The sequence below is a fragment of the Variovorax sp. SG517 genome (assembly GCF_013376045.1).
Lineage (GTDB): Bacteria > Pseudomonadota > Gammaproteobacteria > Burkholderiales > Burkholderiaceae_C > Variovorax.
Window position 1 is genome coordinate 693,994 of record NZ_JABMJG010000001.1, and the last position, 22,649, is coordinate 716,642.

Annotated in this window: 20 protein-coding genes; 12 read left to right on the forward strand and 8 right to left on the reverse strand. The window is 68.6% G+C overall.

Going from position 1 to position 22,649, the window contains the following annotated elements:
* Window positions 1-22 precede the first annotated feature (22 nt).
* Window positions 23-1,240, reverse strand: coding sequence for an acyl-CoA dehydrogenase family protein (locus FHT32_RS03165; protein ID WP_176663174.1), 1,218 nt, complete (start codon window positions 1,238-1,240; stop codon window positions 23-25).
* A 139-nt stretch (window positions 1,241-1,379) separates the two neighbouring features.
* Here FHT32_RS03165 and FHT32_RS03170 point away from each other — a divergent pair, with 139 nt between their 5' ends.
* From FHT32_RS03170 to FHT32_RS03200, 7 genes are all read left to right on the forward strand, one after another.
* Window positions 1,380-2,702 (forward strand): NUDIX domain-containing protein, encoded by a 1,323-nt coding sequence (locus FHT32_RS03170; protein ID WP_176663175.1) that lies wholly within the window; start codon window positions 1,380-1,382, stop codon window positions 2,700-2,702.
* A gap of 64 nt (window positions 2,703-2,766) precedes the next feature.
* Window positions 2,767-4,986, forward strand: coding sequence for a YccS family putative transporter (gene yccS / locus FHT32_RS03175; protein WP_176663176.1), 2,220 nt, complete (start codon window positions 2,767-2,769; stop codon window positions 4,984-4,986).
* An 84-nt stretch (window positions 4,987-5,070) separates the two neighbouring features.
* Window positions 5,071-5,466, forward strand: coding sequence for a hypothetical protein (locus FHT32_RS03180; RefSeq protein ID WP_256098852.1), 396 nt, complete (start codon window positions 5,071-5,073; stop codon window positions 5,464-5,466).
* Window positions 5,467-5,652: 186 nt separating this feature from the next.
* Complete coding sequence (locus tag FHT32_RS03185; RefSeq protein ID WP_176663177.1) at window positions 5,653-6,351, forward strand: Bax inhibitor-1/YccA family protein; 699 nt, start codon at window positions 5,653-5,655, stop codon at window positions 6,349-6,351.
* A gap of 31 nt (window positions 6,352-6,382) precedes the next feature.
* Window positions 6,383-6,925, forward strand: coding sequence for an Rrf2 family transcriptional regulator (locus FHT32_RS03190; protein ID WP_176663178.1), 543 nt, complete (start codon window positions 6,383-6,385; stop codon window positions 6,923-6,925).
* Window positions 6,926-7,157: 232 nt separating this feature from the next.
* A complete protein-coding gene (locus FHT32_RS03195; RefSeq protein WP_176663179.1) occupies window positions 7,158-8,294 on the forward strand; it encodes an efflux RND transporter periplasmic adaptor subunit in 1,137 nt (378 codons plus the stop codon).
* A gap of 10 nt (window positions 8,295-8,304) precedes the next feature.
* On the forward strand, window positions 8,305-11,430 hold the full coding sequence (locus tag FHT32_RS03200) for an efflux RND transporter permease subunit (protein WP_371132121.1): 3,126 nt from the start codon (window positions 8,305-8,307) through the stop codon (window positions 11,428-11,430).
* Between the two features lie 13 nt (window positions 11,431-11,443).
* On the opposite strand, the gene FHT32_RS03205 is transcribed toward FHT32_RS03200, so the two are convergent.
* A complete protein-coding gene (locus tag FHT32_RS03205; protein ID WP_176663180.1) occupies window positions 11,444-12,346 on the reverse strand; it encodes a DMT family transporter in 903 nt (300 codons plus the stop codon).
* Window positions 12,347-12,493: 147 nt separating this feature from the next.
* Between FHT32_RS03205 and FHT32_RS03210 the strand changes: the two genes are divergently transcribed.
* From FHT32_RS03210 to FHT32_RS03220, 3 genes are all read left to right on the forward strand, one after another.
* Window positions 12,494-12,937, forward strand: coding sequence for an Lrp/AsnC family transcriptional regulator (locus FHT32_RS03210; protein WP_176663181.1), 444 nt, complete (start codon window positions 12,494-12,496; stop codon window positions 12,935-12,937).
* Window positions 12,938-13,119: 182 nt separating this feature from the next.
* On the forward strand, window positions 13,120-13,911 hold the full coding sequence (locus FHT32_RS03215; RefSeq protein ID WP_176663182.1) for a fumarylacetoacetate hydrolase family protein: 792 nt from the start codon (window positions 13,120-13,122) through the stop codon (window positions 13,909-13,911).
* A 96-nt stretch (window positions 13,912-14,007) separates the two neighbouring features.
* A complete protein-coding gene (locus FHT32_RS03220) occupies window positions 14,008-14,370 on the forward strand; it encodes a hypothetical protein (protein ID WP_176663183.1) in 363 nt (120 codons plus the stop codon).
* A gap of 52 nt (window positions 14,371-14,422) precedes the next feature.
* Here FHT32_RS03220 and FHT32_RS03225 read toward each other — a convergent pair whose 3' ends face one another.
* The 6 genes from FHT32_RS03225 to FHT32_RS03250 form a co-directional block, all read right to left on the reverse strand.
* Entirely contained in the window at window positions 14,423-14,782 is a 360-nt protein-coding gene (locus tag FHT32_RS03225; protein WP_176663184.1) for a hypothetical protein, read from the reverse strand.
* A 108-nt stretch (window positions 14,783-14,890) separates the two neighbouring features.
* Complete coding sequence (locus FHT32_RS03230; RefSeq protein WP_176663185.1) at window positions 14,891-15,274, reverse strand: roadblock/LC7 domain-containing protein; 384 nt, start codon at window positions 15,272-15,274, stop codon at window positions 14,891-14,893.
* Between the two features lie 65 nt (window positions 15,275-15,339).
* Window positions 15,340-15,858 (reverse strand): ATP/GTP-binding protein, encoded by a 519-nt coding sequence (locus FHT32_RS03235; protein ID WP_371132133.1) that lies wholly within the window; start codon window positions 15,856-15,858, stop codon window positions 15,340-15,342.
* Window positions 15,859-15,912: 54 nt separating this feature from the next.
* A complete protein-coding gene (locus tag FHT32_RS03240; protein ID WP_176663187.1) occupies window positions 15,913-16,686 on the reverse strand; it encodes a hypothetical protein in 774 nt (257 codons plus the stop codon).
* A 492-nt stretch (window positions 16,687-17,178) separates the two neighbouring features.
* The gene (gene pilQ / locus FHT32_RS03245) at window positions 17,179-19,275 is read right to left on the reverse strand and encodes a type IV pilus secretin PilQ (RefSeq protein WP_176663188.1); all 2,097 of its coding nucleotides are present in this window, start codon (window positions 19,273-19,275) and stop codon (window positions 17,179-17,181) included.
* A 164-nt stretch (window positions 19,276-19,439) separates the two neighbouring features.
* Window positions 19,440-20,597, reverse strand: coding sequence for a porin (locus FHT32_RS03250; protein WP_176663166.1), 1,158 nt, complete (start codon window positions 20,595-20,597; stop codon window positions 19,440-19,442).
* A 219-nt stretch (window positions 20,598-20,816) separates the two neighbouring features.
* Between FHT32_RS03250 and FHT32_RS03255 the strand changes: the two genes are divergently transcribed.
* Both FHT32_RS03255 and FHT32_RS03260 read left to right on the forward strand, forming a co-directional pair.
* Window positions 20,817-21,866: a hypothetical protein gene (locus FHT32_RS03255; protein ID WP_176663189.1), complete on the forward strand. Its 1,050-nt coding sequence runs from the start codon at window positions 20,817-20,819 to the stop codon at window positions 21,864-21,866.
* Window positions 21,867-21,884: 18 nt separating this feature from the next.
* A complete protein-coding gene (locus FHT32_RS03260; RefSeq protein WP_176663190.1) occupies window positions 21,885-22,649 on the forward strand; it encodes a nuclease-related domain-containing protein in 765 nt (254 codons plus the stop codon).

Consider the following 22,649-nt stretch of genomic DNA (forward strand, 5'->3'; position numbering starts at 1 on the left):
CGCGCCGCCTTGCTCTTTTCTTCTACTGGTAAGCCGCCAGCTCCTGCTTGGCGATCGCGTTGCGATGCACCTCGTCGGGACCGTCCGCCACGCGCAGGTGCCGCTCGTAGGCGTAGAAGTTCGTGAGCAGCGTGTCCTGGCTCAGCCCCATGGCGCCGTAGGCCTGCATGGCCCAGTCGATCACCTTCACGCAGTTGTTCGGCGTGAGCACCTTGATCATCGCGATCTCCTTGGCGGCGACCTTGTTGCCCACGGTGTCCATGCGGTAGGCGGCGTTGAGCACCATCCAGCGCGACTGCTCGATGAGCATGCGCGACTCGGCGATGCGCTCGCGCCACACGCCCTGCTCCGACAGCGGCTTGTGGAAGGCGGTGCGCGACACCAGGCGCTGGCACATCATCTCCAGCGCGGCCTCGGCCATGCCGATGGCGCGCATGCAGTGGTGGATGCGGCCGGGGCCGAGACGGCCCTGTGCGATCTCGAAGCCGCGGCCTTCGCCGAGCAGGATGTTCTCGACCGGCACGCGCACGTTCTCGAACACGATCTCCGGATGGCCGAAGGGCGGGTCGTACACGCCGAGCAGCGCCATGTCGCGCACGATGGTCACGCCGGGCGTGTTCTTCGGCACGAGGATCATCGACTGCTGCCTGTGGCGGTCGGCGTTGTCGGGGTCGGTCTTGCCCATGAGCACGAAGATCTCGCAGCGCTCGTTCATCGCGCCGGTGATGTACCACTTGCGGCCGTTGATGACGTACTCGTCGCCCTCGCGGCGGATGCTGCAGCGGATGTTGGTGGCGTCGCTCGAAGCCACCTCGGGCTCGGTCATGGCGAAGGAGGAGCGGATCTCGCCGGCCAGCAGCGGCTTCAGCCAGCGCTCCTGCTGCGCCTTGGTGCCGTAGCGCGCGAGCACTTCCATGTTGCCGGTGTCGGGCGCGGAGCAGTTGAAGATCTCCGAGCACCAGTAGCGCCGGCCCATGATCTCGCACAGCGGGGCGTATTCGACGTTGCTCAGGCCCGGGCCGTGCTCCGACTCGGGCAGGAACAGGTTCCACAGCCCGCGCTCGCGCGCCTTGGCCTTGAGGCCGGCCATCATCGGCAACTCGGCATACGGCCGGCCCGCGCGGGCGTTGGCGGCCAGCTCCTCTTCATGGCGCTTCTCGTTGGGGTAGACGTACTCGTCCATGAACCTGAGCAGTTCCTCGCGCAGCGCGATCACCCGGGGCGTGAATTCGAAATGCATGGTGCGTCCTTCGGCAAGAGTCGATGTGTAGGTGTGGCTTGAAGGTACGTCGCACGCGGCGTTTCGCACGGTCTTCCGGGTGACAGCGGGGCCCTCGTGCTGTCACCTTCGCAGCAGTGGCCGGCGCGACAATGCGGGCATGACCGCCAGCCCCACGGACGTTTCTTCTTCTCCCACCTCGCCGCGCCCCGTGCGCATGGCGGCCACGCTCATCGTCGTGCGCGACGGTCGCGCCGGTCTCGAGGTGCTGATGCTGCGGCGGGCCGAGAAGGCCAACGACCAGAACAGCGGCGCGAGCGTGTTCCCGGGCGGCGTGATCGACGCGCACGACCGCGGCCTGCACGGCTGCTGCAGCGGCATCGACGACCGTGCCGCAAGCGCACGGCTCGAAGTGCCCGAAGGCGGCCTCGACTACTACGCGGCAGCGATCCGCGAATGCTTCGAGGAAGCCGGCCTGCTGTTCGCGACCGATTCCGCCGGACGGCCGGTGACGCTCGACGGCCTGCCTGCCGGCCAGCTCGCCGAGATGCGCCATGCAGCGGAGCAAGGCACCGACGCGCTGCTCTCGCTGTGCGCGCAGCACGGCTGGAAGCTCGCGGCCGACCGGCTCGCGTACTTCTCGCACTGGCTCACGCCGCCGGGCATGCCGCGCCGCTTCGACACGCGCTTCTTTCTCGCCGCCATGCCCGAAGCACAGAGCGTGCAGCCCGACGGCCGCGAGACGGTCGAGCACATGTGGTTGCGCCCCGCCGATGCGGTGGACCCGGCGCGCGGGCTCAAGCTGATGAACGTGACGCGCCGCATCCTGCTGGAGCTCGCGCGATTCCAAAGCGTGCAAGAGCTCATGGCGCATGCGCGCAGCCTGAAGCACATTCCCCGCGTGATGCCCCGGCTGGCGGACGGTCCCAAGGGGCGGCGGCCTGTGAACATGGAGGAGCATTCGTACGAGGAAGTCGGCTTCGTCGATCCGCACGGCGAAGGCGGTGGGCGCTATGCGCACGAGGCCGGGCTGGCGATGCGGCTTTCGGCGCGGGTGCTGCGGGTGACCGGGGAAGCCGGCGACGGATCGGGCACGCTGGTGCACAGCTATTTCGTGGGAACGGCGGACGGAGATTGCGCGCTGATCGACGCATCGCCCGCAGGCCCCGCGCATGCCGAGGCGCTTGCCGCCGCGGCGCCGGGGCGGGTGCGATGGCTTCTGTCGACGCAGGCTGGCCCCGAAGAAGCACTGCGCGAGTTCTGGCCGGATGCGGCCGCCGCGGTGCTGGCACTGGGCGAGCAGATCCGAATCGGCGATGCCACGCTGCGCGTGCTGCCAGGCGATGGCGATGCGCGATCGCGGCGGTTCCTGCTGGTCGAGGAAGCAATCCTGTTCACGGGCGCGTCAGATGCGCCGATGACCGGCGAAGAGCAGGTTCGCTGGATCGCGCCGCGCCACGGCTTCCTGCGCAGCCGGCGCTGACCACCCCCGCAGCACCTCGTCGCGCCACGCGGCCGTGGCATGCATCGTGCAAGATCGGCCCATCATGCTTCCCCTGTCCCCGGACGCGCTGCGCCAGCAGCTGCGGTCATTCGCTTCGCGCGCGCAGCCCGTGCGCATTCTTCTCACGCTCGGCAGTCTCATGGCGGCTTGCGCCTGGACCGGCCACACCGATGCGGTGATTCCCCTCTTCCTCGGCGCCATCGCCAGCGCGCTGGCCGAAACCGACGACAGCTGGCGCGGCCGGCTGCGCGCGCAGCTGGTCACGCTGGGCTGCTTCGCGGGCATCGCGTTCGCGGTGGAGGCAGCTTTCGGCATGCCGCTGCTGTTCATCGCCGGCCTTGCGCTCGCGGCCTTCTGGCTCACGATGCTCGGCGCGGTGGAGGCGCGCTACAAGGCGATCGCGTATGCGACGCTGATCCTGGCGATGTACGCCACGCTCGGCATCGAGAACATGGGTGCGCATGGCGTGGCGCATCGCGGACGCGAGCCCTTGCTGCTCGTGGCCGGCGCGGCCTGGTACGGTGTGTTCTCCGTGCTGTGGTGCGCGGCCTTTCCGGCGCAGCCGGTGCAGGCGCGGCTGGTGACGCTCTTCACGGTGCTGGGCAACTACGTGCGCTACAAGGCGTCGCTGTTCGAGCCGCTGCGCGGCATCGACATCGAGCGCAAGCGGCTCGCGCTCGCGCAGCTCAACGCGGAAGTGGTGACCGAGCTCAACGCGGCCAAGGAAAGCATCTTCCGCCGCATCGGCGCGCGGGCGCCGACGGGGCGCATCTCGCGCTACCGCGGGCTCTACCTGATCGCGCAGGACGTGCACGAGCGCGCGAGCTCCTCGCACGACGACTACAACGCGCTGGCCGACGCCTTCTTCCACAGCGACCTGCTCTACCGCTGCCAGCGCGTGCTGGGCCTGCAGGGGCTGGCCTGCCAGCGGCTGGCCGAGTCGGTCGCGCGGCGCGAGCCTTTCGAGGTGGGCCCGGAAACCGTGCAGGCGCTGGCCGACCTGCGCAGCGCCATCGAGCACGAGCGCGCGCGGGCAGATACCCCCGCGCGGCTTGCGCTGCTGGCCTCGGTGGAGGCGCTGGCGCGCAACCTCGCGCTGCTCGACGGCCAGCTCGCGGGCGCCAGCCAGCCCTCGGCGCGCGCTGGCCGCACGGAGATGGGCCTGTTCGACCGCTCGCCGCGCTCCTGGCGCGACGCCCTCGAGCGCGTGCGGCGCCAGCTCACCGTGCGATCGCCGCTCTTCCGCCATGCGCTGCGGCTGTCGATCGCGCTGGTGGCGGGCTATGGCGTGATGCAGCTCATCCACCCGGCGCAGGGCTACTGGATCCTGCTGACCACGCTCTTCGTCTGCCAGCAGAGCTATGGCGACACCATCGCGCGCATGGGGCAGCGCATTGCCGGCACCGCGCTCGGCGTGGTGGCGGGCTGGGCGCTGCTGCAGCTCTTTCCGCAGCCGCTGGTGCAGTCGGTGCTCGCGGTGATCGCCGGGGTGCTGTTCTTCGCGACCCGCACCACGCGCTACCTGCTGGCCACGGCTTCGATGACGCTGCTGGTGCTGATGTGCTTCAACCAGGTCGGCGACAGCGGCGTGCTGCTGGTGCCGCGGCTGGTCGACACCGCCATCGGCAGCGCGATCGCCGGGCTGGCGGTGCTGCTGGTGCTGCCGCACTGGCAGGCGCGGCGCATCAACGAACTGGCCGCGGCCGCCATGCGCGGCCATGCGGGCTACCTGCGGCAGATCGTCGTGCAATACCGCACCGGCGCGCGCGACCACCTCGACTACCGGCTGGCGCGGCGCAACGACCACAACGCGGACGCGGCGCTGTCGACCGCGGTGTCGGACATGTTCCGCGAGCCGGGCTACGTGCGGCGGCGCGCGGGGGTGGCGCTGCGCTTTCTGATCCGCTCGCACACGCTGCTGAGCTACCTCTCGGCACTGGGTGCCCACCGTTCGGCGCTGCCCGATTCGGCGCAGATGGCGGTGCTGCACGCCTCGGCCGAAGGCGCGATCGCGGCGCTGGAAGCGCTGGCGGCCGGGCTGGAAAGAGGCACTGCAGATGTAACAGGCGGGCTGGAAGCCGAATCGGCCGCACGCGCCGCGCTCGCGCAGGCCGCCGCCGACGGCGGCGACGACGACGACGCCCAGGCGCGAACTTTCCATACCGAACTCGGTCTGATCTGGCTGCAGATAGACGCCCTGCGCCTCCACGCACGCGAATGGCTGCAGCCCGAAGGCGGCGAAAACACGACCGCGCCGGCCTGAGGGCGAGTGAACATCCGTGCGATCCGGTCGGTTGAAAGCGCCGTCGCGAGCACCCCTTCGCGCGGAAGGTAAAATTACCCCTACATGTCCCGCTGGTTTGCCGCCACTGTCCTCGCCATCATGTTGTCCTGCTACGGCTTTGCCGTGCTTGCCCACAACATGCTCGGTGCCGGCCATTCGCACGCCGAACCGCAGACCGCCCAGGCGACCCAGACGCTGATTGTCAGCGTCGCCTTCTCGGACCTCTCCGATCTTTCCGATGCCAGGAAGCCGGCAGGCGATGCCGACAAGGCCTCGGACGACACCCTCTCCATCGACGAAGCCGGCTCCGAACACGCCGAGCTGGTCGACGCCCGCAACGGCGCGCCCGCGCTGCTGCGCTTCACTGAACAGCCGCCGAAACTCGGCCTGACCACCATCGTCTCGCCGTTCCTGGCGCGACCCAAGCGGCCACCCCGCGCCGCTTCCTTCGTCGCCTAGGCCCCGGGGCCTTCGCGACCGGGAGCCGCCATGGCTCCCGCCCCCCTTGCGATCCGGCACGGCCGCCATCCGGCGGCGCCCGCATCGCACCGCTGCCACTCGCTCTCTCTCATTCACGGCCCTGTGCCCCATTGCGCGCGCCATCGCACGCAGCCGGCATCGGTCCAGCTTCAAGGAATCAACACAATGAACAACAGCCCTACCGCCTATCACGACAGCATCGAGCTGCCGATCGCCTCGCCGCAGGAGCGCAACCGCGTCCTGCGCAACACCTACCTGCTGCTCGCGCTGTCGATGGTGCCCACCGTCCTGGGCGCCTGGATCGGCGTCTCCACCGGCCTCTCGCGCGCGATGTCGCCGGGCATCGGCCTGATGGTCTTCCTGGGCGGCGCCTTCGGCTTCATGTACGCCATCGAGAAGACCAAGGAGTCGGCCGCCGGCGTGCCGGTGCTGCTGGCCTTCACCTTCTTCATGGGCCTGATGCTGTCGCGCCTGGTCGGCACCGTGCTCGGCCTGGCCAACGGCGCCAGCCTGGTGATGACGGCCTTCGCCGGCACCGGCGCGATCTTCCTCGGCATGGCCACGCTGTCGTCGGTCATCAAGCGCGACCTGTCGGCCATGGGCAAGTGGCTCTTCATCGGCGCCATCCTGCTGCTGGTGGCGGGCATCGCCAACTTCTTCATCAAGTCGAGCGCGCTGATGATGACGCTGTCGGTGCTGGCCATCGGCATCTTCTCGGCCTTCATCCTGCACGACCTCAAGCGCGTGAAGGACGGCCTGGAGACCAACTACATCTCCGCCACGCTGGGTGTGTACCTCAGCATCTACAACGTCTTCCAGTCGCTGCTGGCCCTGCTGGGCATCGCCGGCGGCCGGGACGAGTGATTCATTCCCCACGAAGGAAGGAAAACATCCCATGCGTCTCACCACCAAGGGCCGCTTCGCGGTCACCGCGATGATCGACATCGCCCTGCACGGCCGTTCGGGCCCCGTCACGCTGGCTTCGATCAGCCTGCGCCAGCGCGTGTCGCTGTCTTACCTGGAGCTGCTGTTCGGCAAGCTGCGCCGCGCCAGCCTGGTCGAATCGACCCGCGGGCCGGGCGGCGGATATTCTCTGAGCCGCAAGGCGGCCGAGATTTCCGTGGCCGACATCGTCCTCTCGATCGAGGAACACGATGCCGAAACCACCCGCCGGCGCGATGCTGACGCGCCGGGTGAAGCGGGCCGCTGCGAGATCGACGAGCTCTGGGCCACCGTGAACCTGCGGGCGGTCGAGTTCCTCAAGTCGATCTCGCTGCAAAGCCTTGTCGACGAACAGAAGGCCAAGGGCGTACAGGCCGCGGTGCGGACCGAGACCCGGCGCACGCCGGCCGGCCAGCCGGCCACGCGCAAGCCTTTCGTCGTCGATGCGCCGAACTCGGTGTTCGCACTGGGACGGCGCCAGCAAAGCGCCAGCTAGCTCCGAGCCAGCCAGCCGACCGGCCCACGCGGCAGGGCCCGCCGTCACGGATCGACGTGGCGGCGGGCGCCTGCCTGCGTGGGCTTTTTCGTTGGTTCTTATCCCTCGGAAGCCACAGGAATCCTTCATGTTGCGACGCAACACGGCAGGCACAATGCACCATAACAGTGCAAAACAAGCATGCGCGACCCGGACGACTCCGGCTCGCGCCGCATCGCGTTCCCGGACAGCCATGACTCTCAAGCTCCTGTTCCCCCTTTCCCTGCTCGTGCTCGCCGCCTGCGGCGCCCGGCAGGCGCCAGACACCGAAGCAGCGCCGCCCGAAGTCGGCGTGATGGCGCTGCACGCGGGCGACGTGCCCGTGCACACCGAGCTCTCGGGCCGCACGGCCGCGTTCCGCGTGTCGGAGGTGCGCCCGCAGGTCAACGGCATCGTGCGCAAGCGCCTGTTCGAGGAAGGCAGCATGGTCCGCGCGGGCCAGGTGCTGTACGAGATCGAGCCCGGCCCCTTCGAGGCGGCGCACGAGCAGGCGCAGGCCACGCTTGCAACTGCCCAGGCGAGCATCGCGAGCCTGCGCGGCAAGGCCGAGCGCTTCGGCGAACTGGTGAAGGCCAATGCCGTGAGCCGGCAGGAGCACGAGGAAGCGCAGGCCGCGCTCGTGCAGGCCGAAGCCGGCGTGAAGGCCGCGAAGGCGGCGTTGAAGGCAGCGCGCATCAACCTCGAATTCACCCGCATCGAGGCGCCCATCTCGGGCCGAATCGGCCGCTCCAGCGTGACCGAGGGCGCGCTGGTGGCGCCGGGCCAGGCCACGGCGCTGGCGACCATCCAGCGCATCGATCCGATCTACGTCGACGTGGTGCAGTCCAGCCTCGAGCTCACGCGGCTCAAGCGCCGCTTCATCTCGGGCGACATGGCGCCCGCGAGCACGCGCGTGAGCCTGCGCATGGAAGACGGCCTGCCGTACCCGCATGCCGGCACGCTGAAGTTCACGGAAGTGGCGGTCGACACCGCGACCGGCTCGGTCACGCTGCGCGCGGAGTTTCCGAACCCGCAGGGGCTGCTGCTGCCCGGCATGTACGTGCGGGCGCAGGTCGAATCCGGCGTCGAACGGCAGGCCGTGCTCGCGCCGCAGCGCGGCGTGTCGCGCAACGAGAAGGGCGAGCCGACCGCGCTCGTGGTCGGCGCGGGCGACAAGGTCGAGCTGCGCACGCTCGAAGTGCGCAGTGCGTCGGGCGACCAGTGGATCGTGACCGGCGGCCTGCACGAAGGCGACCGGCTCGTGGTCGACGGCCTGCAGCGCGCGCACCCGGGCGACAAGGTGAAGCCGGTGCCGGTATCGGCCGCGGCATCACCTTCCTCGGCAGATTGAGACAACGCAAGTGATCGCCAATTTCTTCATCCAGCGGCCCGTCTTCGCATGGGTCATCGCCATCCTGATCATGCTGGCCGGCGGCGTGGCTATCCGCACGCTGCCGGTGTCGCAGTACCCGGACATCGCGCCGCCCACCGTCGTGGTCTCGGCCAACTACCCCGGCGCCTCGGCGCAGGCGGTGGAAAACAGCGTCACGCAGGTACTCGAGCAGCAGCTCAAGGGCATCGACGGGCTGCTGTATTTCAAATCGACCAGCAGCTCGGCCGGCTGGGCCGAGATCAGCGTCACCTTCCGCCAGGGCATCAACCCCGACACCGCCCAGGTGCAGGTGCAGAACAAGGTCAGCCAGGCCACCAGCCGGCTGCCGCAGGCGGTCCAGCAGCAGGGCGTGACGGTCGCGAAGTCGCAGAACAACTTCCTGCTGATCGTGGCGCTCTACGACGAGACCGGCCGCCGCACCGACACCGACGTGGCCGACTGGATGGCCAGCAACCTGCGCGACCCCATCAGCCGCATCGACGGCGTGGGCTCGGTGCAGGCCTTCGGCGCTTCTTATGCGATGCGAATCTGGCTCGACCCGCACCGGCTCGCGAGCTACCAGCTGATGCCCTCCGACGTGACCGCCGCCATCGCCGCGCAGAACACGCAGGTGTCGGTGGGCGAGATCGGCGCCCGGCCTTCGCCCGCGAAGCAGCAGCTCAACGCCACCGTGACGGCGCTGTCGCGGCTGCAGACGCCCGAGCAGTTCCGCGACATCGTGCTGAAGACGCAGGCCGACGGCGCCGTGGTGCGCCTGGGCGACGTGGCGCGCGTGGAGATGGGCAGCGAGTCGTACGCCGAGACCACGCGGCTGAACGGCCACCCCGCCGCCGGCGCGGCCGTCATGCTGGCGCCCGGCGCCAACGCGCTGACCACCGCCAGCGCGGTGAAGGCGCGCATGGCCGAGATGGAGCCCTCGCTGCCCCCCGGCCTGCGCGTGGCCTACGCGGAGGACACCACGCGCTTCGTGAAGATCTCGATCAGGTCGGTCATCAAGACGCTGCTGGAGGCCATCGCGCTGGTGGTGGTCGTGATGTACCTGTTCCTGCAGAACTGGCGCGCCACGGTCATCCCGGCCATCACGGTGCCGGTGGTGCTGCTGGGCACCTTCGGCGTGCTCGCGGCCTTCGGCTATTCGATCAACGTGCTCACGCTGTTCGGCATGGTGCTGGCCATCGGCCTGTTGGTGGACGACGCGATCGTGGTGGTGGAGAACGTCGAGCGCGTGATGCACGAGGAAGGACTCGACCCGAAGGCCGCCACCATCAGGTCGATGAAGGAGATCACCGGCGCGCTGGTGGGCATCGCGGTGGTGGTGTCGGCGGTGTTCCTGCCGATGGCCTTCTTCGGCGGCTCGGTGGGCGTGATCTACCGGCAGTTCTCCGTGACCATCATCGCGTCGATGGCGCTGTCGGTGGTGGTGGCGATCGTGCTCATACCGGCGCTGTGCGCGCGCTTCCTGCGGGCCAGCGACGCGCCGCGCACGCGCGGCTTCCTGGGCGCATTCAACCGCAGCTTCGACGCGGCGCAGGGCCGCTACGTGGGCCTGCTGGGGCGCATGCTGCGCAAGCCGCTGCGCTTCACGGCCGTGTACGCGGCCATCGTGGCAGGCATGGGCGCGCTCTACCTGGCCCTGCCGGGCGGCTTCCTGCCCGAGGAGGACCAGGGCAGCGCGATGGTGCAGCTCACGCTGCCGGCAGGCTCCACGATCAGCCGCACCGACGCGGTGAACCGCATGGTCGAGAAGCACTTCCTCGAAACCGAGAGGGACACGACCGACACCATCTTCACGCTTTCGGGCTGGAGCTACGGCGGCTCGGGTCAGAACATGGGCATGGCCTTCGTCTCGCTGAAGGACTGGTCCGAGCGCGGCCGTGCCGACCAGCGCGCGCAGGCCATCGTCGAGCGTGCCGGCACCGTGCTGGGCAAGCAGCAGCGCGACGCCGAGGTCTACGGCATGGTGCCGCCGCCCATCGAGGGGCTGGGGCAATCCAACGGCTTCGAGTTCTGGCTGCAGGACACCTCGGGCATGGGCCCGCAGAAGCTGGTGCAGGCACGCGAGTCGCTGCTGCGCGACGCGGGCAAGGACGCGCGGCTGCAGTCGGTGCGCGCCAACGGCGTGGCCGGCACGCCGCAGCTGCAGATCGACATCGACCAGCTCAAGGCCTCGGCGCTGCGCCTGTCGCTGGACGACGTGAACACCACGCTGGGCATCGCCTGGGGCGGCAGCTACGTCAACGACTTCATCGACCGCGGCCGCGTCAAGCGCGTGTACGTGCAGGCCGACGCACCCTACCGCTCCGACCCGGACGACATCCGCCAGTGGTTCGTGCGCGGCGCCACCGGCGCGATGACGCCGTTCTCGGCCTTCGCCACCACGCGCTGGTCGCAGGGCGCGCCGCAGCTGGAGCGCTACAACGGCCTGCCGGCGGTGCAGATTCAGGGCGCGGCCTCGCACGGCACGAGCTCGGGCACGGCGATGGCCGCCGTCGAAGCCATCGCGAAGAAGCAGCGCGGCACCGGCCACGCATGGAGCGGCCTCTCCTACCAGGAGCGCCTCTCGGGCGGGCAGGCGCCGCTGCTGTTCGCGCTGTCGATCCTCGTCGTGTTCCTGTGCCTGGCGGCGCTGTACGAGAGTTGGTCGGTGCCGTTCTCGGTGATGCTGGTGATTCCACTGGGCGTGCTCGGCGCGGTGATCGCGGCGTCGCTGCGCGGCCTCTCGAACGACATCTACTTCCAGGTCGGCCTGCTCGCGACCATCGGGCTGTCGGCGAAGAACGCGATCCTGATCATCGAGTTCGCGGAAGCGGCGCTGCGCCGCGGCATGCCGCTGCTCGACGCAGTGGCCGAAGGCGCGCGCCTGCGGCTGCGGCCGATCCTGATGACCTCGCTGGCCTTCCTGGCCGGCGTGGTGCCGCTGGCACTGGCCACCGGCGCGGGTTCGGCGAGCCAGGTCGCCATCGGCACCGGCGTGTTCGGCGGGGTGCTGGCCGCTACGGCGCTGGGGATCTTCTTCGTGCCGCTTTTCTATCTGCTGGTGAAGCGGCTGGCAGCCCGGTTCTACAAGCGCAGCGGCGTCGCGGCGGCGTCCTGAGGAGCCGTCGCCGTCAGCTCTTTCCGGCGGCGGGCGCGCGTCGCGGCAGGCCCGGCAGGGTCCATCCGAAGGTCATGCCCGCCGCGGCGATCAGGATGGCCGCCGCGCCCACCACCTGCAATGCGCCCAGCCGCTGGCCGAAGGCGACGTAGTCGACGCCGATGGCCACCAGCGGATAGATGAACGACAAGGCGCCCGCCACCGGCGTGGAGAGCTTCTGCAGCGCCCCGTACAGCAGCACGAACACCAGCCCCGTGTAGATCACGCCCATCGCGAGGTGCACACCCCACGTGGCCGCGTCGGCCGGCAGCGACTTCAGGTTCGCGAATGGCGCGAGCATCACGATGCCCACGCACACCTGTATGAGCGCGATCAGATGCGGCGCGATGCCGTCGAGCTTCTTCGCGACCAGAGCCGCCACCGCGTAGCAGAAGGCCGCGCCCAGCGCCATCAGCACGCCGATGAAATAGGACGAACCGCCGGCGCCTCCGCCTGATTTGGCTTGCGCCACCAGCACCACCCCGGCGAAGGCGATGCACAGCCAGATCGCCTTCATCGCGGTCAGCCGCTCCGAGAGCAGCAGCGCGCCGAGCGCGACCAGCATGAAGGGCTGCGTGTTGTAGACCGCCGTGGCAATCGAGATCGACGCGTGCGAGAACGAGGCGAAGATCAGCACCCAGTTGACGACCAGCGCCACGCCGCCAAACGCGGCCAGCGCGAATTGGCGCAGCGTCAGGCCGCGCCGCAGCAGCCCCAGCGCGAAGCACACGACCAGCAGCGTCGCCGCGCCGAACACGCAGCGCCAGAACAGCAGGTCGGGCAGCGGCTGGCCGGAGCGCACGACGAACCACCCGATGGTTCCGGAAATCACCATGGCCGCGCTCATTTCCAGCGCGCCGCGAAGCTGCGTCTGCATCTCTGTTCGTTGCCTTCTCTGTTCGCTCTGTTCGGGGAAACAAGAGTGCCATGTATTGCGTCGCCTGGATATGCTTCGAACAAGGCCAGAACCGCCAACAGCCTTCGAAAATTAGCCAGCAAGGCCCATTCACCGGAGAACCCTCAAATGCTCGACGCAACGGACGAAGCCATCGTGCTGGCCCTCGCGGACAACGCGCGCATGTCGCTGAAGGAACTGGCCCATCACGTGGGGCTGTCTTCTCCCAGCGTGTCCGAGCGGCTGCGCCGGCTCGAGGAGCGCGACGTGATACGCGGCTACACGCTCCAGGTGAACCCGAAGGCGCTGGGCTACCAGTTCCAGGCCATCGTGCGCATCCGCCCGCTGCCGGGGCAGCTGCAGGCGGTGCAGGAACTGATCGTGGGCACGCCCGAGTTCTGCGAGTGCGACAAGATCACCGGAGAAGACTGCTTCGTCGCGCGGCTGTTCCTGCAGTCGCTGGAGCAGCTCGACGGCATCCTCGACCGCATCGCGCAGAAGGCCGAGACCAACACCTCCATCGTCAAGGCGCAGACGATCCCCCGGCGGCTGCCGCCCTTCGTGGCGCGGTGAAGCGCGCGGGCCGGTCGCAGGCACCGCTTCGCAAGGGAAAGGCCGGTGGCCTGTGGAGCGCCCCGCATGGGTTGCGTCCTGTTTTTGCGTAGATGCGTACGGTGGCCCGCTCGCCCTGCATCCCAGAATCGAGCGGCCGTGAGAGGCACGGCGCACGCATTCCACAAGACCAAGGAGACTTCATGATCACTTCCCGCCGCGGCCTGCTGGCCGGTTCCGCCGCCATGGCCACGGGCGCCATCGCCGGCTGCGCGCTGCCCGCCGGGGCCGCTCGCGCGCAGGCCACGCCGTTCGATGTCGCCGCATCGACCATTCCGATCGTCGGCAGCGAGCAGGTCTATCCGGTGCGCCGCATCTACTGCATCGGGCGCAACTACGAGGCCCATGCGCGCGAGATGGGCTCGGACCCGAGCCGCGAGCCGCCCTTCTTCTTCCAGAAGCCGGCCGACGCGATCCAGGTCGTGACGCCCGGCACGGTGGCCGACCATCCCTACCCCACGCTCACGAAGAACTACCACTATGAGGTGGAACTGGTGGTGGCGCTCGGAAAGGGCGGGCGCAACATCCCGGCGAGCTCGGCGCTCGACCACGTCTACGGCTACTCGCTGGGCCTGGACATGACGCGGCGCGACCTGCAGCGCGAGATGGGCGACCAGAAGAAGCCCTGGGAAATCGGCAAGAGCTTCGACCATTCGGCGCCCGTGGGGCCGATCCATCCGGTGGCGAAGGTCGGCCACTTCACCGACGGCGCGATCTGGCTCAAGGTGAACGGGCAGACGAAGCAGAACGCCACCCTCAGGCACATGATCTGGTCGGTGGCCGAGCAGATCAGCCGGCTGTCGCAGGCCTTCGAGCTGAAGCCGGGCGACATCATCTACTCGGGCACGCCCGAGAACGTGGGGCCGGTGGTGCGCGGCGACCTCATAGAGATCCACATCGACCGGCTGCCCGAGCTCTCGGTGCGGATCGTCTGAAGAAGGCTTCGGGGATGCGGGGGCGCGGGGGGCGCGGCGGGGGCACCGTCGCGGCCGTCCAATTTTTCTCCCCCTTTGAAGTCCACGATGCCGGTCATGACGACTCTCCGGCATCGCAACTCGCACGACGCATTCCGAGCGTTTCGCCTCGACGGCTTCACCCCGGAACCCACCGTTAGCGTCCGGGGCAGCGGCAGGGAGCAGTCCATCTCCCGCGCGTTGCCGCACCACCGCAAGTCCGCGTGGCCGCAGCGTCTTGCGGGGCTGCTGGCCTTCGGTGCGCTGGCAGCCGGCATCTTCCTGGCGGGCACCGACACGTGCGCACAACGCGGCACGGCGGCAAGCGGCAACTACGGCCGCTCGACGCTCGCGCCGATCACGGCAACCGGCTCCGGCCCTCGCGCGGGCAGCTGCAAGCGCGCGCCCGGCGGATCGAACCGGCCGAAGACGACGCGCTGAAGCGCTCGGGTCCGGTCCGCTTTCATGGAGCCCGAGCCGACGGCTCGCCGTGTCAGACCGCGAGCGCCTGCCCCACGTCCTGCGTCTTGCGGCGCGCGAGCGCGAGGTTGGACTTCGACTTGTCGAGCACCAGGTAGACGAACAGGCCCTCGTGCTTCTGCAGCGGGCGGATGATGTGGTACTGGCGGCCGAGCGTGATCAGGATGTCCTCGATCACGTCGTTCAGGCCGAGCGCGTTCATGGTCTTGTGCTTGGCGCGCACTACCTCGGTATTGCCCGCGGCGGCAACTTCCAGGTCCACGCCCGAGCCGACCTGCCCCAGGATCATGCCGCTGCCGGAATCGACCAGCGCGGCGCACAGCGCACCGTCGATCGTCATCAGTTCGTCCATGGATTGCTTGATATTTGCCATCGAAGTCTTTCGTAGTGCATCGCCCTGAGAATCGGCCGCCACCCGGGCGAGTGATGAGCGGCGGCCGCTTTTTGAAAAGGCTGAGGACGCGTTCGGGCGCTCGGGCTCTCAGGCGCGCTGCAGGGCGAGCGTCGCCTGCTTGGAGAAGTACAGGACCTGGCCGATCAACGCGTCCTTGCCCGTCACCACGCTCACGATCAGGTCGGCCTCTGCGTTGCGGGCCTGCAGCATCAGGATGTGGCCGAGCGCGGTCTCTATCGCCACGTTCTCGCACTGCCCCAGCCCGCTCTCCTCGCCGGCCACGGCGCCGAGCGCGGCCAGCGAGCTCGCGATGGCCGACAGGCGCGCGACCTGCGCGTTGTTCTCGGTGCGCGCAGCCAGCTCCAGGCCGTCTTCCGTCGCGATCACCACGGCCTTGGCGCCCTTGATCTCGCGCATGAGCGTGTCCACGGCGGTCTCGGCGGCGTCCTTGATGCGGGGGGAGATGTTCATGTGGCTCGGGTCCGGCGAAGGAAGAAAGGAAAAGGAAAAAGGAAGGAGAAGAGGCGGCGCGGTGGTCAGGCTTCCAGCTGCAGCAGCAGCAACTCGAGCAGCTGCACCACCTGCTGCGGATCGGTCACGTTGGCCGGCAGCACGGGGCTCAGCACGCCCTTGTCCTGCATGCGCTGGGCGTAGGCGTCGAGCCCTGGCTCGGGGTGGGTCTCGGTGCGGCCCACCGCGACCACGCAGGCGGTCCTGTCGATGAGTTCGGAGAAGCCGTCGAGGTACACCTCGAGGTCGGCCAGCGGATCGGGGCGGCTGTTGTCGACCAGGATCACGAGGCCCAGCGCGCCGCGCGCGAGGATGCGCCACATGAAGTCGAAGCGCATCTGCCCCGGCGTGCCGTACAGGCGCAGCTTCTCTCCGTTGTCCAGCGTGAGTTCGCCGTAGTCCAGGCCGACGGTGGTCGTGGCCTTGGCGACCGAGGTGTCGCTGTTGCGAACCTCCGTGCGCACCGGCGCGATCTCGCTCACGGCCGCGATGGCGGTGGTCTTGCCCGCACCCATGGTGCCGGTGAAAAGTATCTTGTGCTCCACGCTCATTCAGGGTCGGTCGATGTCGTCGATGTCATGTAGCGCAGGCTCATCGCTTCAGGCCCTCGGTCCGGAGGCCAGCAGCCCGAGGCGGCTGCGGATGCGCGCGAGCAGGCCCGGCTGCACGGTGTCGCGCGCCACCGCAGGAACATGGGACGCATCGCTGCCCGCCGAGGCCTGCGAATCGGGCCAGATCGACTCGGGCGCGCGGCTGGCCGCGAAGCCGGTGCCGTCGCTCCTGCTGCTGCTGTTGCTGTTGCTGGCCGTGACGAATCCCGCCTTCTCGAGCGCCGCGATGAAATCCGCGCACTCCTGGGCACTGGCGCCCGATCTCTGCTGAAGCGCCTGCAGCGACGCCGGCCGGCTCGCGAGCAGCGTGGCGAGCTTCATGCGCATGGTGGTCTCCAGCAGCGCGAGCGAAGGCCAGCGCAGCAGCCGGTATTCCTCGCCGCGCTCGGCGGCGCGGTCGCGGGACGCGGCAAGGCCGAGTTCGCGGGCATGGATCACCATCGCACCGAGCCGGTTGAGCATGGTCTCGAGCGCATCGGCATGCAGCGGCAGGCGCAGGAAGGGGCCGCGCGACGGCGGGTTCTCGCCGATCGTCAGCAGCGGCGCCGAGCGGTCGTCGGCTTCGGCGGGCGGCTCCGGAAGCCGGTCGCCCACCACCCGCAGGTCGGCGCCCTCGACCTGCCAGGCCCAGTGCTGCTGGGTGCGGTGATCGAGCAGCCGGACGAGGGATTTGAAGAGGAGTTCGTCGCGGGCGGGCAGACCTTCGACGCTGAAGCTCAGCAACGGCCGGCGGCCGCGCGGCAAGGTGGCTGGCGAGCTCATCGGCGGCTCGGGCGTAGCCATGCGGTGACCAGCGCCGAGCGCACCAACCTGGGGCTTTCTTGCGGTTTGAACTGCAATTCCGGAGCTCCCATCGGAAAGGCACCCTGCGGAAAGCCTTTACGGCCCGCCTCCAATCGAATGCCTAAGTGTTAAATGATTGTTTCTGGGAAAATATAACACTCGTTGCAATTAAAAACACTAGATTACAAAACCCGACTGAGGCCTACGGGAATCGGTAGCGACGAGCTCCGGCCGCTGCCGCCGCCCGCGCTGGCGCCTGCCGAAAAGGGGTTGTTCGGGCACCTCGTGGAGGGCCATTGGCTGCGGGCCCGGCGGCCCATGGCGCCGGGAGGCATCGGGTGGAGCAGGAGGATCCGGGCACCCGAGATCCGGGTCCAGTGGCAACCGGAGGCGGCGACGAAGGCCCGGAACCACAAGACGGCCATGAAGCGCCTGTAGCGCGCGGGGCTGGCCGGCAGCCTCGCGCCGGCATCAACGCAGCGCAGTCCGGTCGGTGATCATCTTCGGCGTGATGAAGACCAGCAGCTCCGTCTTGTTGTACGTGCGGCTGCGCGAGCGGAACAGCGCCCCGACCACCGGTATCTCGCCCAGCACCGGAACGCGCGACTCGTCGACGTTGTCGGTCAGCTCGAAGATCCCGCCGATCACGACGGTGCCTCCGTTCTCGACCAGCACTTCGGTCTGCACGTGCTTCGTGTTGATCGCATAGCCCGCGCTCGTCGACTGGCCGACCGAGTCCTTGTTCACGTCGAGCGTCAGGATGATGTTGCCCTCGGGCGTGATCTGCGGCGTGACTTCGAGCTTCAGGTTGGCCTTGCGGAACGACACCGAAGTGGCGCCGCTGGATGTCGCCGCCTGGTAGGGCAGCTCGGTGCCCTGCTCGATCAGCGCCTTGGTCTGGTCCGCGGTCACCACGCGCGGGCTGGCCACCACCTTGCCCTTGCCTTCGTCCTCCAGCGCCGAGATCTCGAGGTTCAGGATCTTCGACAGGCTGGAGTTGTACAGCGACACGGCGAAGGTGCCGACGCTCGATCCGCTCGAGCTGGTGGCGGGCAGGTTGATGAAGTTGCTGGTCGAGTTGCCGGAGAAGGTGGTGGTGCCGTCGCTCGAGGTGGTCGGCTGCGTGCCGATGGAACTGTTGCTGCCCTTGACCGAGCCGCCGAGCTTCACGCCCAGCGACTTGCTGAAGGTGTCCGACGCTTCGACGATGCGGGCCTCGATCAGCACCTGGCGCACAGAGACGTCCAGCTTCTGGATCAGCTCCGCCACTTGCACCAGGCGCGACGGAATGTCCGACACGAAGAGCTGGTTGGTGCGCGGCTCGGCAATCACGCTGCCGCGCGCGCTCAGGATGCGGGTTGCCGACCCGCCGGCTCCGCCCGTCGACGAACCGGTGCCGGTCAGGCTCTGTGCGATGGCCGGCGCCTTCGCGTAGTTGAGCTGGAAGGAGCGTGTCTGCACGGGCTCCAGGTTCTGGATCGCCGCCTGCGATTCGAACCTGAGCTTCTCCTTGGCGTTGAGCTCGTCCTCGGGCGCGATGCGCAGCACGCTGCCGTTCTTGCGCATGCCGAGGTTCTTCGCCTCCAGGATGATGTCCAGCGCCTGGTCCCAGGGCACGTCCTTCAGCCGCAGCGTGAGCGTGCCGTTGACCGAGTCGGAGGTGACGATGTTGAAGTTGGTGAAGTCCGCGATCACCTGCAGCAGCGAGCGGATCTCGATGTTCTGGAAGTTCAGCGACAGCTTCTCGCCGTTGTAGCCGACGCCCTGCGTCAGCTTGGTCGGGTCGACCTTGCGCGGTCGCACCTCCACCACGAACTGGCTGTTGCTCTGGTAGGCGCTGTGCTCCCAGTCGCCGCGCGGCTCGATCAGCATGCGCACGCGATCGCCCGCCTGCTGCAGGCTCACGGCCTGCACGGGCGTGCCGAAGTCGGACACGTCGAGCCGGCGGTTCAGCCCCTCGGGCAGCGACGACTTCGTGAACTCGACCACGAGGCCCTTGCCCTGCTGGCGGATGTCGACGCCGACCTGGTCGTTGGGCAGCGACACGATCACGCGGCCGGTGCCTTCGGCGCCCAGGCGGAAGTCGACGTCGCGCAGCGGCAGCACGTCGCGGTTGCGGTTCTCCGCAAAGGTGGCCGACGCGGACGCCGCCAGCGCCGGGCCCGCGGCGGGCTGCAGCGTCACGAGCAGCGACTTGCCGCGCACCTCGCTCCTGTAGGCGGTCGCCTGTCTCAGGTTGATGACCAGGCGCGCGCGCTCGCCGGCCTGCACCACGTTGACCGAACGCAGGTTGCCCTGGCTCACGTCGATGGGCTCGCGGCCGAGGCCGCTGGCCATGCCCGGAAAGTCGAGTGCGATGCGCGGGGGCGACTGGATGGCGAAGCCGCTGGGCTCGGCGGCCAGTGGTTCGGAGAAGTCGACACGCAGCACTTCGCTGCCTGCCTGCATGGAACCCGTGACCGATTCGATCCTGTTCTGCGCCTGCGCCGCCGCGAGCGAGCCGAGCGCGAGGAGCAGGAAGGCGCACGCGCGCAACCAGCGCGCGGGCGCGAATGTCTGTTTGTTCATTTCACCTGCCTTGAAACTGCGGCACCTTCTCCTCGCTGCGCCGAGTTCCCTCCCGGGTGCAGCGTGTTCCGGAGTCCGCGCAAGCCGTTGCGCGACCGGAACGGGCAGCGCGGCGCCTTTGCGGCGGCCGCGCTGCCCCGTCACATCCTCATGCGGTCAGAGGATCAGAACGCGTGGCGGATGCCGAAGTCGTAGCCGGTGGAAGAACGCGGCAGGCCCGTGTAGCCCGTGCCCGTGCTGCCGTAGCCGGTGGTGCTCGCCGACACCAGGCTGCCCGTGTAGTTCGCGTCGTTGCGGTTGTTCACCCGCGCCACCGTCGCATACAGCGCCGTGCGCTTGGACAGGTTGTGCACGTAGCCGATCGCGAACTTGCGCGCCAGCGGGTCCTCGCCCGTGATGCCCGCCCCGCCCTCGTTGTAGCGAACCTGCGAGTACGACGCGCGGATCAGCCCCGCGCCCACCGGCACGGTCGCGCCGATCAGGTAGCCGTTGTAGCTGTCGTGCGTGTTGCCCAGCGCCGTGTCGAACTTGTTCTTCACGTTCGACAGCTCCCCGAACAGCTTCACCGGACCGAAGTCGTACGAAGCACCCAGGTTGATGGTCTGCACCTTGCGCTCCAGCGTGGTGGTGTCCGCCGCGATGCTCTGGCCCACGCCCAGGGCGACGTCCAGCGGGCCGTTGGCGTAGCCGAAGCGACCGCCGACGTAGCGGCCTGCACTGCTGCTGGTGGCAGCCGTGGTGCTGGTCGCGTCCGTGCTGGTGTTCTCGTGCAGCGCGTACTGGAACTGGCCATAGAAGCCGCCCAGGTTCGGCGGCAGGAAGTAGCCGATCGAGTTGCTCGCGCGCACGTAGTTGGTGTTGTTGATGGTGGCGTTGCCGCTGACGGTGCTGATGACGTTGGTGCCCGAGCCGTTGGTGCCGAACGGGTCGAAGACGGTGTCGTTCCAGAAGGTGGGCGTGTAGTCGCGGCCCAGGCGCAGCTCGCCGAAGCCACCCGACAGGCTCACGGTGGAGCGGCGCGCGAAGGTGGAGATGCCGGTGGCGCCGTCGTCGTTGGTGATGGGCGCTTCGAGCCAGAAGCTCGCTGCAAGCCCGCCGCCGAGGTCTTCGGTGCCGCGAAAGCCGATGCGGCTGGAGTTGTAGGCGGAGTTGCCCAGGCTGGTCTTGCTTTGCTTGACGGACGCTCCGGTGATGGCGTCGCGCGAGGTCGTCGACTGGTAGGTCAGGCCGGCGTCCACGACGCCGAACAACGTGACTGACGATTGGGCAGAAGCCAGGCCGCAGACGGCCAGGGCGGCGAATGCCGTGAGGGTTTTCTTCATTCAGGGTTCTCCAGTTTCAGGTCTGATGCGGCCGTTCGGTATCGACCGGCTGTACGCATCGTTTCGTCCAATTCAGGAGGAATTTGGTGGTTCGGCTTTGCGCCGCATCGAGTGTTGTGCGCGCACATCACACCTGTGCGCGGGGCTGTTTCACTGCCACTCAAATTTCTCCCAGATCGCCTGAAAAGATGCGCTCATGACGAAGCTGGAAACTCTGGCGTGAAGCGCTCAAGAATGCTGGCGGCAGCGATGTGCGGCACGCTGGCCATCGCGTGCGCCGGTACGAGCATCGCGATGGTGCGCTCGACCTCCGTGCTCGCCGCAGGCATGTTCGTCGATCGCGGCGAAGCACGCACTCGCGCCCGCATGGAGCCGCAGTCGTGGTGGGTCGGGTTCGAAGACCCCGCGATGAACAGGCTGATGGCCGCATCGCATGGAGGCAACGCAGAAGCGGGCATTGCCGCAACATACATCGCGCTGAAGGTGAAGACGCTGGAGCTCGTCTACCTCGAGAACACGCGCGCGGCCGTCTCGCGGCAGGCGGCGCTCATCAAGAACAGCGCGCTTCCGCACGACGACTTCGCGAAGCAGCTCGCGCAACGGCGCTCCGCCGCGCAAACCGCCATCGAGAAACTGCAGGCCCAGCGCGCGAGCTACATCGCCTACCTGGCCAGGCTGTGCCGCACGTCGGAAGCCGCGCTCGAGGAAATGCTCGCCGACGCGCTGCAGAGCAAGCAGTTGCCCCGCTTCGCGGCCGATGTGCCGCGCGAGCTGCCGATGGCGGTGCTCGCCAACAGGAACGACATCAACCTCGCCGCCGCGCTCTACGGCGCGGATCCATCGGCGATGCCCGAGGGCACCATCGACGCCGCGGCCGACGAGGCACGCGACATAGAGATGCCCGGCAAGCCCCTCTACGCCCACGCGGTCGCGCAGGCGCGCGAGCAGGTGGCCGAGGCGCTGCAACGGCTGCGGATGCAAAGCGACATCGCCAACGCCGCATACGCGCACGTCGTGAATGCGCGGGAGGCCTTCGAGGCGTCGAAACTGCGCCGCGACCGGGGCGAAATCTCCGAAGTGCAGCTCATGGAGGACTACCAGGGCCTGCTGCTCGACCTGCACGTGCTGGCCGCAGCCAACGGAGAGCTTGCGCTCGCGTGGGTCGTCTTCATGGGAAGCATCGGAAGCGGTGCATCCATCGACACCGTCGCTGACCTGCAGCAGATGCCGCTTCTGCACAAAGTCTCCCGAAAGTTGCGCAATCCTTGAGATCCGAAGGAGCTCCACATGACCACTGCCCTGCACAAAGTTCCGCCCCGCCCCGTGCTCACGCTGGCCGGCCACGGGCACAAGAAGCCGGACCCCGCCGCGCCCGCGCACCGCATCTGCTCTCCTGAAGGCGAATCCGCGAGCAGCGCGGCAACCACGCTGGCCATCCGGCAGCTCGCCGCCACCTTCCAGCCGACCTTCGGGCGCATGCACGTGCTGCGCGACCTCGTCATTCCGATGTACGAAGGCAGCGCCGTTCCCACGGCGCGCTTCGATGTCGCGCTGGTGTGCGAGGCTGGCCTGTACCTTTTCGAGGTGAAGGGATGGCGCAACGCAGTGGTGTACCGCAAGACCTCGGCCCACGCGGTGCCGCGCTGGTTCCTGCGCCAGCATGGTCACTCGCTGGCGCGCGAGGTGAAGGACCCGGCCTGGCAGTGCGGCCGCAAGACCACGCACCTGCGCAGCCTGCTGCCGTCCGAGCTGCGGGTGCAGTACTTCGTGCTGCTGCCCTTCGATGGCGTGGAGCTCGAAGGCGTGATGCCCAGCGTCGTCGTCACGCCGCAGGACCTGCCCTACATCGCCCGCGTGGCGCGCAACAACGGCCGCAGCGAGCAGGGCTACCCCATGCTCGACGCCGCCGCCATCGACCGCACGCTGCAGCTGCTGACCGACCTGCAGGGCGACCTGACGGTGGACGACCACATGCGCAACTGCCGCGACCGCAACACGCACGCACCCGCACCAGTCAGGCAGGCGCACCCCGGTTCGCTGAAGCTGCAATGA

Excerpts from the sequence above, each read along its gene's own strand:
- FHT32_RS03250 (WP_176663166.1), bottom strand. The coding sequence starts at position 20,597 with ATGAAGAAAACCCTCACGGCATTCGCCGCCCTGGCCGTCTGCGGCCTG.
- FHT32_RS03180 (WP_256098852.1), top strand. The coding sequence starts at position 5,071 with ATGTCCCGCTGGTTTGCCGCCACTGTCCTCGCCATCATGTTGTCCTGC.
- FHT32_RS03210 (WP_176663181.1), top strand. The coding sequence starts at position 12,494 with ATGCTCGACGCAACGGACGAAGCCATCGTGCTGGCCCTCGCGGACAAC.
- FHT32_RS03170 (WP_176663175.1), top strand. The coding sequence starts at position 1,380 with ATGACCGCCAGCCCCACGGACGTTTCTTCTTCTCCCACCTCGCCGCGC.
- FHT32_RS03190 (WP_176663178.1), top strand. The coding sequence starts at position 6,383 with ATGCGTCTCACCACCAAGGGCCGCTTCGCGGTCACCGCGATGATCGAC.
- FHT32_RS03240 (WP_176663187.1), bottom strand. The coding sequence starts at position 16,686 with ATGAGCTCGCCAGCCACCTTGCCGCGCGGCCGCCGGCCGTTGCTGAGC.
- FHT32_RS03215 (WP_176663182.1), top strand. The coding sequence starts at position 13,120 with ATGATCACTTCCCGCCGCGGCCTGCTGGCCGGTTCCGCCGCCATGGCC.
- FHT32_RS03220 (WP_176663183.1), top strand. The coding sequence starts at position 14,008 with ATGACGACTCTCCGGCATCGCAACTCGCACGACGCATTCCGAGCGTTT.
- yccS (WP_176663176.1), top strand. The coding sequence starts at position 2,767 with ATGCTTCCCCTGTCCCCGGACGCGCTGCGCCAGCAGCTGCGGTCATTC.
- FHT32_RS03195 (WP_176663179.1), top strand. The coding sequence starts at position 7,158 with ATGACTCTCAAGCTCCTGTTCCCCCTTTCCCTGCTCGTGCTCGCCGCC.
- FHT32_RS03205 (WP_176663180.1), bottom strand. The coding sequence starts at position 12,346 with ATGCAGACGCAGCTTCGCGGCGCGCTGGAAATGAGCGCGGCCATGGTG.
- FHT32_RS03185 (WP_176663177.1), top strand. The coding sequence starts at position 5,653 with ATGAACAACAGCCCTACCGCCTATCACGACAGCATCGAGCTGCCGATC.
- FHT32_RS03260 (WP_176663190.1), top strand. The coding sequence starts at position 21,885 with ATGACCACTGCCCTGCACAAAGTTCCGCCCCGCCCCGTGCTCACGCTG.
- pilQ (WP_176663188.1), bottom strand. The coding sequence starts at position 19,275 with ATGAACAAACAGACATTCGCGCCCGCGCGCTGGTTGCGCGCGTGCGCC.
- FHT32_RS03230 (WP_176663185.1), bottom strand. The coding sequence starts at position 15,274 with ATGAACATCTCCCCCCGCATCAAGGACGCCGCCGAGACCGCCGTGGAC.
- FHT32_RS03165 (WP_176663174.1), bottom strand. The coding sequence starts at position 1,240 with ATGCATTTCGAATTCACGCCCCGGGTGATCGCGCTGCGCGAGGAACTG.
- FHT32_RS03225 (WP_176663184.1), bottom strand. The coding sequence starts at position 14,782 with ATGGCAAATATCAAGCAATCCATGGACGAACTGATGACGATCGACGGT.